This window comes from Nocardioides sp. (assembly GCF_030655615.1).
Taxonomy (GTDB): Bacteria; Actinomycetota; Actinomycetes; order Propionibacteriales; family Nocardioidaceae; genus Nocardioides.
Map to the genome: position 1 here is coordinate 30,801 of NZ_JAURVJ010000068.1, position 9,400 is coordinate 40,200.

General features: G+C 73.9%; 10 protein-coding genes. 3 read left to right on the forward strand and 7 right to left on the reverse strand.

Features of this window, described 5'->3' with window-relative positions:
* The 3 genes from Q7T52_RS05725 to Q7T52_RS05735 form a co-directional block, all read right to left on the reverse strand.
* Positions 1-387 carry a DUF485 domain-containing protein gene (locus Q7T52_RS05725; protein WP_304800267.1) on the reverse strand — a complete coding sequence of 129 codons (387 nt, stop codon included), beginning with the start codon at positions 385-387 and terminating at the stop codon, positions 1-3.
* Positions 388-551: 164 nt separating this feature from the next.
* Positions 552-2,048: a M1 family metallopeptidase gene (locus Q7T52_RS05730; protein ID WP_304800269.1), complete on the reverse strand. Its 1,497-nt coding sequence runs from the start codon at positions 2,046-2,048 to the stop codon at positions 552-554.
* Positions 2,045-2,638, reverse strand: a complete 594-nt coding sequence (locus Q7T52_RS05735) for an RNA polymerase sigma factor (RefSeq protein WP_304800271.1) — start codon at positions 2,636-2,638, stop codon at positions 2,045-2,047. Before Q7T52_RS05735 ends, Q7T52_RS05730 begins: the two co-directional genes overlap by 4 nt.
* A gap of 54 nt (positions 2,639-2,692) precedes the next feature.
* Between Q7T52_RS05735 and Q7T52_RS05740 the strand changes: the two genes are divergently transcribed.
* Complete coding sequence (locus Q7T52_RS05740) at positions 2,693-4,228, forward strand: serine/threonine-protein kinase (protein ID WP_304800273.1); 1,536 nt, start codon at positions 2,693-2,695, stop codon at positions 4,226-4,228.
* Positions 4,229-4,264: 36 nt separating this feature from the next.
* On the opposite strand, the gene Q7T52_RS05745 is transcribed toward Q7T52_RS05740, so the two are convergent.
* Entirely contained in the window at positions 4,265-4,954 is a 690-nt protein-coding gene (locus Q7T52_RS05745) for a hypothetical protein (protein WP_304800275.1), read from the reverse strand.
* Positions 4,955-4,986: 32 nt separating this feature from the next.
* On the opposite strand from Q7T52_RS05745, the gene Q7T52_RS05750 reads away from it, so the two are divergent.
* Both Q7T52_RS05750 and Q7T52_RS05755 read left to right on the forward strand, forming a co-directional pair.
* Entirely contained in the window at positions 4,987-5,511 is a 525-nt protein-coding gene (locus Q7T52_RS05750; protein WP_304800276.1) for a hypothetical protein, read from the forward strand.
* A gap of 21 nt (positions 5,512-5,532) precedes the next feature.
* A complete protein-coding gene (locus Q7T52_RS05755; RefSeq protein ID WP_304800278.1) occupies positions 5,533-7,044 on the forward strand; it encodes an amidohydrolase in 1,512 nt (503 codons plus the stop codon).
* Positions 7,045-7,134: 90 nt separating this feature from the next.
* Here Q7T52_RS05755 and Q7T52_RS05760 read toward each other — a convergent pair whose 3' ends face one another.
* The 3 genes from Q7T52_RS05760 to Q7T52_RS05770 form a co-directional block, all read right to left on the reverse strand.
* The gene (locus Q7T52_RS05760) at positions 7,135-8,103 is read right to left on the reverse strand and encodes an SGNH/GDSL hydrolase family protein (RefSeq protein ID WP_304800280.1); all 969 of its coding nucleotides are present in this window, start codon (positions 8,101-8,103) and stop codon (positions 7,135-7,137) included.
* A 29-nt stretch (positions 8,104-8,132) separates the two neighbouring features.
* A complete protein-coding gene (locus Q7T52_RS05765) occupies positions 8,133-9,050 on the reverse strand; it encodes an SGNH/GDSL hydrolase family protein (RefSeq protein ID WP_304800282.1) in 918 nt (305 codons plus the stop codon).
* Positions 9,047-9,400: helix-turn-helix domain-containing protein (locus tag Q7T52_RS05770; protein ID WP_304800284.1), on the reverse strand; the 354-nt coding region annotated here is incomplete at its 5' end. The genes Q7T52_RS05765 and Q7T52_RS05770, both read right to left, overlap by 4 nt.

Below are 9,400 nucleotides of genomic sequence, written 5' to 3' on the forward strand. Positions count from 1 at the left end.
TCAGTGGCCCGTGCCCTTCGGTCCGGTGGGACGGCCGGCCAGGTCGGCCTCGTAGCGGTCCTGCAGCTTGGTGGCCAGCGGGTCGAGGTTGGCGGTCGAGTAGCGGCTGTAGACGAACGCGATGAGGAACGTCGAGAGGAACTGCAGCAGCCCGAAGACCAGGGCGACGTTGATGTTGCCGAACAGCCGGTGCGACATGAAGCCGGTCGCCCAGTTGGACAGCACGACGTAGAGCAGGAACCAGGCCAGGAACAGCACCGTCGCGGGGACCGCGAAGCCGCGGTAGCGCCGGCGCAGCTCGACGAAGTCGTCGGAGGCGTGCAGCTCGTCGTAGAACGGGTCGTGGCGCGCGGCCATCTCGTTGGGTTGGGACGTGTCCTGGGCCATGGTGCGGCGCCTTTCCGGGGTGCTGACGGGTCGGACGTGACGCCGGTCACGCTAGGGACGGCGTGAGGCGGCCGTCAGGGGTGCGCGCGGGCGCTGCGCCGGACGGGGACGCGCGTGCGACGAGCGGTCAGTTCTCCGCGACGAACGGCGGGGACCTGCGGGGCTCAGGACAGGGGCGGGGTGGTGTCGCCGAGGAGCCAGGCGTCCCAGAACGCGCCGAGGTCCTCGCCGGTCTGCTCCTCGAGGTAGGCGAGCAGGGTGTCGCGGTCGGCGTTCTGGTTGTCCTGGCTCAGCGGCCAGCCGCGGACGGCCTTCCAGAACGGCTCCTCGCCGACCCGCAGCCGCAGGGCGTGCCAGAGGAAGGCACCGGAGAGGTAGACGTTGGGGGCGGCGAACTCGCCGGGGTCGAAGTCGCCCGGCGGGCCGTTCTCGGCGCGGGTCCGGGCCTCCGAGCCGGCGACGTCGTCGAGGTAGTCGTCGATGGGGACGCCGACCTGCTCGGCCTGCCAGAGGAACTGGAGGTAGGTCGCCATGCCCTCGTTCATCCAGACGTCGCGCCAGTCCGAGGGGGTGACCTGGTCGCCGTACCAGTGGTGGGCGTACTCGTGGAGCACGTCGGCGTCGGAGACGTCGGGGCTGATCGTGATCATCGTCTGGGTCTCCATGCCGCTCTCGGAGTCGACGACGAGGATGCCCGCGGTGTCGAACGGGTAGGGGCCGAGCCGCTCCTCGAGCCAGGCGAGCGCATCGGGCGACCCGCGCAGGATGCTGGGCACGCCGTCGCCGGCGGGGGTCCAGTAGGTGATCGGGAGGCCGCCGGGTCCGGTGTCCTCGGTCTTGTCGTAGTCGCCGAACGCCATCGTCACGAGGTAGGACGACGCGGGCTCGGCCAGGTGGAACCGGGTCCGGTGGACGCCCTCGAGATCCTCGTCGCCGACCTGCTCGCCGTTGGCGACGCCGGTCCAGGGCGTGGGCACCTGGAGCGTGAAGTCGTAGAGCGCCTTGTCGGCCGGCTGGTCGTTGACGGCGTACCAGGTGAAGGCGCCGTAGGGCTCCTGCATGGTCCAGGCCTGGTGCTCGTCGTCGATGGTGAAGCCGGTCGTCGAGAAGTCGCCGCGCGTCGTGGGGGCGTCGACCGGCTCCGGCGTGCCCTGGTAGCGGATCTCGACCACGTAGCGCTCGTCGGTCGCGACGGGGTGCGTGACGACGAGGTCCTTGCCGCGCTGCTCGTGGTCGAGCTCGGTGCCGTCGATCGCGACGGAGGTGACGTCGAGGGTGTCGGAGAAGTCGAGCTGGAACTGCTCGGCGTCGGCGGTCGAGCGGAAGGTGAGGATCTCGTGGCCGGTGAGGGTGTCGCTCTCCGGGTCCCAGGTGAGGTCGAGGTCGTAGTGGAGCGCGTCGACGCCGGGGTCGCCGATCTCGGGGTAGACGGAGTCCTCGACGGTCTCGCTGAGGGCCAGGTCGAGGTCGGGTCCACCGGGCTCGGTCGGCTCCGACGTGGGCTCCGACGTCCGCTCGGAGGTCGGCTCCGGCGTCGTGGCCGTGCTCGTCGACGGCGCCGGGCTCGGCGCCGAGTCCCCGTCGGCGTCGCTCGAGCAGGCGGCGACGAGGGCCGCGACCGCGACGAGGGCGACGAGCGGGACCGGGGCCCTCCGGCTCACTCCTCGCCCCGCAGCAGCGGGCGGGCGAGCTTGCGGCCGTGGTGGATCTGGGCCTTGATCGTGCCGAGGGGGACGCCGACCAGCTCGGCGATCTCGTCGTAGGGCATGCCGTAGACGTCGCGGAGCAGCAGCGGCTCGACGTACTGCGGGTGGTCCTTCTCGATCGTCTCCATCGCCTCGAGCAGGTCGAGGCGGGTGCCGGCGATGACGCTGGTGGTGCGGGGGTCGGGCTTCTCGCTGAGCGGGTTGTGGTCCTGCGGGTCGTAGGCGGCGGCCTGGTTCTTCATCCGTCGGTAGGTCGTGCGGGCGCTGTTGACCGCGACGACGTGGGTCCACGTGGTGAAGCGGCCCCGCCCGCCCCAGGAGGAGATCTTGGTGGCGATGTTGAGCAGCGCCTCCTGGCAGGCGTCCTCGGCGTCGGGCGTGTAGGGCAGCACTCCCCGGCAGACGTTGAGCGTGCGCGGGCGGATCGCCGTGAGCACCGCGTCGAGCGCGGCCGCGTCGCCGGCCTGGGCCCGTCGCGCCAGCTCGTCGATCTCGTCGGGGGTGGTCTCGCCGCCGTACGCGGCGTCCTCGCTCTGCGTTGCCATGCCGCCACCCTTCCCCGAGAGCCCCGATCCAGGCCTGTGGACGATAATGCACCGGTGTCCGACTCCCAGCCGCCTCCGAACAGCGGGCCGAGCCACTTCGGACGCTACGCGGTGCGGCGGCGGATCGGCAGCGGTGGGTTCGCGACGGTGTGGCTGGGCTACGACGAGCAGCTCGACGCGCCGGTCGCGATCAAGGTGCTGGCCGACAACTGGTCCGAGCAGCACGAGGTCCGCACCCGGTTCGTCGAGGAGGGGCGCTACCTGCGGCGCGTCGAGTCGCCGCACGTCGTCCCCGTCTACGACGCCGGTTCGCTCGACGACGGCCGGCCCTACCTGGTCATGGCCTACGCCGACCAGGGCACCCTCGCCGACCGGCTCGAGCGGGGTGGGGTCACGGTGCCCCAGGCGCTCGAGGTCGTGGCCCAGGTGGGCGCCGGGCTGCAGGCGCTGCACGACCGCGGCATCCTGCACCGCGACGTCAAGCCCGCCAACGTCCTCTTCCGCACCGTCGACCCGTCCGCCGGACCCAGCGGCGTCCGCGCGATGGTCGGTGACCTCGGTCTCGGCAAGGCCCTCGACGTGTCGTCGCGGCTGACGATGATCGCCGGCACCCCGGCCTACGTCGCGCCCGAGCAGGCCCAGGGCGAGACGCCCGACGCGCGGGCCGACCAGTTCTCGCTGGGTGTGCTGACCTTCCTGCTGCTGAGCGGACGGCTGCCGTGGAGCCACACGTCGCTGCCCGCGGCCGCCGCTCCGACCGAGCCGTCCCAGCTGTCCGCGCCGGGACGCGAGTTCCCCGACGGCGTCGAGCAGGTCGTACGCCGGGCGCTCGCCTACGACCGTCAGTGGCGGTGGCCGTCGGTGACGGCCTACGTCGACGCGCTGGCCTACGCCCTCGACGACTGGCGCGGCGGCCCGGCCGGCCCCGGCACGCGGGTGCTGCCGGTCGACCCCGCGCTGACCCAGCCCGGTGCGCGGCCGCTGCCGATGAGCGACGCCGAGCCGCTGCCCGACCCCGTGCCACCGCGCCGGCAGCGGCGCGTGGGGCGTGCGCTCGCCATCGCGGCTGCCGTGGTCGTCGCGCTCGGTGGCGGTGCGGCCGCGGGTTACCACGGGCAGGACGCGCTCCGGGACGACCCGTCGGTGGCGTCCGAGGTCGCCGTCGAGGACGAGACCGGCACCCTGGCCGTCACCGTCCCTGCGGCGTGGGACGCCGAGTCCGTGACGCAGTGGTCGCCACCCAACGGGGACGGCGACGTGTTCCCCGCCCTGTCGGTCGGCACGTCGGCGGGCTGGGCGGGCGAGGGGGAGGGCATCTTCGCTGCTCTCCTCCCCGGCACCGAGCTGCCCGAGACCGTGCCGCAGCACGACCGGGAGTGCGACAACGCGTCCGCACCGGCCCAGGACCCGGTGGGCGACCTCGGCGCATCGGTCACCGTCATGTTCACCGGGTGCGCCGACGACGACGTCCTCCTGGAGCGCGTGGTGCAGGTCGACGGCGCCCGGCTGCTCTGGGTGCAGCTGCGCGGTGCCGACCAGGCCACGGTCAACCGCGTCATCGACACCCTCGACGTGATCGGCATCGGCTGAGGGTCGGCCGGTGATCAGCCGGTGATCGGCCGGTGATCAACCGGTGCGCAGCCCGATCGACATCTTCTCGAGCAGGTTGCGCATGCCGTCGAGGTCCTGGGCGCGGCCGAAGACGCTGATCGTGGCGTAGGCGACCGTGGGGTCGGGGCCGGAGAAGAAGCGCTCGAGGGAGTAGCGACGGTAGCCGTCGGTGATGTAGGACGCGAGGAACCCGTCGTCGTCCTCCTCCTCGAACGTCAGGTCCGCGAAGTTGCCGTCGGCCTGGGCCGACCGCATCGCCGACTGGCGTGCACCGATGGCCCGGTCGACGGTGATCGCCCGGCCGCGGAAGACGTCGAGGCGGAGCCCGTAGGAGTTCTCGTTGTTGCCGGGCACCTTCCACTGCCAGCGCGCCGGTGCGTCGGGCTCGACCGGGGCCACGAAGGTCCGGGCCCAGTCCTCGGGCGCGGGCACGGTGACCCTGGCCCGGGAGGGCTTGCCGTCGGGTCCCGGCGCCACCAGGTCCTGGCTCGCGAGGGTCAGTCCCGACGGGAGCGACGGGTCGGTGGGATCGGGGGCGATCTCGCGCACGGGCAGACTGGGGTCGGCGGCGGGCACCGGTGCGGGGTCGGCGAACTCGCTCCGCCCGGGGGCGGCGGGCTCCTCCCGGGACGCGGCGACGGCGTACCCGCCCGCGACGCCCACGACCAGCGCCAGCAGCACCGCGACGACGACCCGGACCCTCACAGCCGTGACCCTATGTCAGCGAGGATGGCCCGGTGACCTCCGTGGCCCCCACCGCCGCCGAGCGGCGCGCCCCTCTGCCGGGCGACGACCTCGTCGACCCGGCGGCCGTCGTGATGGACCGCGCCTTCGACCTGCCGGCCCCGCCGGCGGCGGTGTGGCCGTGGCTGGTGCAGCTCGGCAAGCGGCGCGCGGGGTGGTACCTCCCACGGTCGGTCGAGCGGGTGCTGCCGCGGTCGCGGCGGGCGCTGAGGTACGTCGAGCCCGACCTGCAGCGACACGCGGTGGGCGACGTCATCCCCGACTGGGGTGGCGCGACGGCGACGTTCACCGTGGCGGCGATCGAGCCGGCGCGGACGCTGGTCTACACGTCGACGCGGGGGAGGACGGACCTGACCTGGGTGCTGTCGCTCCGCGAGGCGCCGGGCGGCTCGCGGCTGCACCTGCGACTGCGGCTGGGGCCGGTCGAGCACCGACGCGTGGCCGAGGTGGGCGGCGGGTTCTTCGACTGGCTGACCGTGCGGGGACTGGCGTCCGGGCTGGTGGAACGGGTCCGTTGAGCGACGGCTAGCGTCCACCTCGTGGGGGACCTGCTGCTGCGAGAGACGCGGATCGTGCCGCTGTCGGGTGACGTCGCGGCCGCGGGTCGGGCGACTCCGGTCGACGTGCTCGTGTCGGACGGCGTCGTCACCGCGGTGGGCCCGGCGCTCGAGCGCCCCGACGGGGTCGAGGAGGTCCTCGCCGCCGGTCGCTGGCTGGCCCCCGGGCTGTGGGACCAGCACGTCCACCTCGGCCAGTGGACCCTGAGTCGTCAGCGGGTCGACACCTCGGCGATCCTGTCGCCCGAGGAGGCGCGCTCGCTCGTCGCCCGGCTCGTCGCGGACGACCCGGGCCGCCCGGTCATCGGCTTCGGGCACCGCCCCGGCGTCTGGACCCGCGACGTCACGGTCGCCGAGCTCGACGAGGTCTCGGGCGTGACCCCGGTCGTCCTCATCGCCGGCGACGCGCACCACGCGTGGCTCAACAGCGCGGCCCTCGCAGCCCTCGGCCTCGGCGCGCGCGACGAGGTCGTGCGCGAGAACGAGTGGTTCGCGGCCTACGAGCTGCTGACGCGCCTCACCGGCGAGGCCGCCGACGGGCCGTCCGCCTACCGCGCCTCGCTCCTCGACGCGGCGGCCCAGGGCGTGGTCGGCCTGGTCGACTTCGAGTTCACCGGCGGCGCCGACGAGTGGGTGGCCCGGTGGCACGACGGCTGTGACGTCCTGCGCGTGCGCATGGCGTCGTACGCCGACCGCCTGGAGTCGGTGATCGCCGCCGGCCTGCGCACCGGGGCGCCGCTGGTCGCGGGTGACGACCGGCTGACGATGGGCTCGCTCAAGATCATCAGCGACGGCTCGCTCAACACCCGGACCGCCTGGTGCTGCGAGCCCTACTCCGACGGCGGCTCCGGCGCCGCCAATCTCGCCGCCCACGAGCTGTCGGCCCTGCTCGCCCGCGCCCACATGTCGGGGCTCCACGTGGCGACCCACGCCATCGGCGACGCCGCGGTCGGCGCGGCCCTCGACGCCTACACCGCGACCGGCGCGCACGGGTCGGTCGAGCACGCCCAGCTCGTCGCGCGCGACGACGTGCCGCGGCTGGCCGCCCTCGGCCTCCGAGCCTCGGTGCAGCCGGCGCACCTCCTCGACGACCGCGACCTGACCGAGCTCATCTGGCCCGGGCGCGGCGACCGGTCCTTCGCCTTCCGCTGGATGCTCGAGGCCGGCGCCCGGCTCGTGCTCGGCTCCGACGCCCCGGTCTCGCCCCTCGACCCGTGGCTGGCCATGGCCGCCGCGGTCCACCGTGGCCGCGACGACGACGACCGCGACGCCTGGCACCCCGAGCACGCCCTCACGCCCCAGGAGGCGCTCGCCGCGTCCACCGACGAGCAGCCCACCGTCGCCGTCGGCTCCCGCGGCGACCTGGTCCTGCTCGACCACGACCCCCTCGCCCCGGCCGGCTCGGCCCGGGAGGCCGCCGCCGCCCTGCGTCGTACGGCGGTCGCGCTGACCGTCGTCGGGGGGCGGGTGGCGCACCGGTCGGCCCAGCTGTAACTCACTGTTGCGACGACTACCCCGGCGCTGTAGCGGCGGGGTAGTGGTGTGAACAGTGAGTTGCAGCTGATGGGCGCGAGGACCCAGGCGTCAGAGCATCCCGACCACGAGGTCGGCGACGGCTTCCTGCTCGGCGGGGTAGGGGTGCAGGCCGGCGGCCTTGTTGTCCTTGCCGCGGATGCCGGCGACCCAGGGCTCGGCCGAGCAGATGTCGTGGCCCTGGCTCGCGCCGACGAGGTCGACGTACTCGGCACCGGCGGAGACGCCGCCGTTGCGGACGGCCTGGGCGAGGCGGAGGTTGAGCTCGAGGGTGTAGGCGTAGTCGCCGACGGCCAGCGGGAGGCGGGCGCGGCAGGTGCCCTCGGAGGGGATGAGCTGCGGGTAGCCGACGAGCAGGATGCGGGCCTCGGGGGCGCGGGCGGAGATCGCCTCGACGACCTTCTTGACGTTGTTGCGGATCTTGACGACGTTGCGCTCGAGGCGGTCCTGTCCGGCGGCGTCGGTGTTGGCCGCCCGGCAGGGCGAGCCGGTGACGTCGCGGTCGGCGACCGCGAGGCAGTCGAAGATCATGTCGGAGAAGAACGTGAAGTCGTTGGCGCCGATGCCCACGGTCACCAGGTCGGCGTCGGGGGAGAGGGCGTCGATCTGGGGCGGCTGCACCTTGGAGGTGAACTTCTGCTCGCCGAAGATGCTGACGGTCGAGGCGCCCGAGCAGCTCACGTCGTTGACGGTGATGCCGAGCTCGTCGGCGACCAGCGTCGGGTAGTTGGTCCCGGAGCGCAGGCAGTCGTCGATGACGGTGTTGTCGTCGAGGGGGAAGAGCGGGGCCGCCGTGTAGGAGTCACCCATGGCGACGTAGACGTCGAGCGCGGGGGTGCGCACGGCGGTGGGCTTGGTGGTCGGGCCGTCGCCGGGGGCGCCGGTCTGCTCGGTCGCCCGGCCGGAGGGGGCGTCGGGGAGGGTGCTCGGGTCGGCCTTGGCCGCGCACCCGGCGAGGGTCGCGACGACCAGCGCGGCCGCCAGGAGCGGGCGCGCGGGAGCGATGCGACGACGGGGCACAGCCAAATCGTACGAGGTGGTTGGACGTCCTACAGAAATGCCGCGATGCGGCGGGCGACGGCCTGCTGCTCGATCCCGAACGGGTGGAACGGGATCGTGCCGTCCGGTGCGACCTCCGCGCCGTTGATCCAGGGCTCCGCCGAGCACACGTCGTGGCCCCGGCTCGGGCCGCTCAGGTCGAGGAAGTCGAGGCCCAGCCGGTCGGCCTGCGTGCGCAGCGCGGCGGACAGCCCGCGGGTGACCTCGTTGACGAGGGGGTAGTCGCCGGTGGCGAGCGGGATCCGGTCGGGGCAGGTGCCCGTCGCCGGCAGCAGGACGGGGTAGCCGACGACCACGACCCGCGCCTGCGGCGCCGCGGCGGTGACCGCGTCGAGCACCCGGCCGACGTTGTCGGAGATCTTGGGCAGCGTGTCGCGGACCTCGGCGCTGAGGTCGTCGGAGCACGGCGACCCCTCGGGGTCGGCCTGCGCCGCCCCGACGCAGCCGCTGATGAGCCGGGTGAAGAGGTCGAAGTCGTTGCCTCCGATCCCCACCGTGACCAGCTCGGCCTCGGCCGTGATCTCGGGGACCTGCGTGAGGAGCACCGATTCGGTGGTCGCGCCGCTGCAGGTGACGTCGGTGACGGTGAGCCCGGTCTTCCTGGCCACGAGCTGGGCGTAGTTGCTGCTCGAGCGGAAGCACCCGTCGGCCCCGGACGTCTGGGGCACGCCGGGCGCGGCGGCGTAGGAGTCACCGAGGGCGACGTACTGCGGGCCGACCGGGGGCGGGTCGAGGGTCGGGGTCGCCGCCGGCTCGGAGGGGGTCTCGGACGACGTCGACGGGGTCGACGACGACGTCGACGGGGAGGGGGTGGCCGGGTCGCCGTCGGCGGCGGAGCCGCCCGAGCAGGCGGCCACGCCGGGGAGGAGTCCCGCCAGGAGGAGGGCGGGGGCGGCTCGTCGGATCACTCGGCAGAGGCTACGGGGGGCATGCCCAACGCGAGGGTGAGGGCGAGCACGACCTCGGGGTCGTCGAGGGTGTCGCCGAAGGCCTCGCGAACCTGGCCCATGCGGTAGCGCACCGTCTGCGGGTGGACGAACAGCGCCGCCGCCACCTCGTCGCGGCGCCCCTGCAGCAGCAGCCACAGCCGCAGGGTCTCGGCGAGCTTGTCGGCGGTCCCGGGCCGCAGCCCGTCGAGCGGCGCGAGCGCCCGGGCGCGCAGGTCGGCCAGCGCCTCGGGGTCGGCGGTGAGCACCAGCTGGGGGAGGTGCTCCTCGGAGTCGTGGCACAGGCCGAGCGCGCGCGCCCGGCGCGCCCG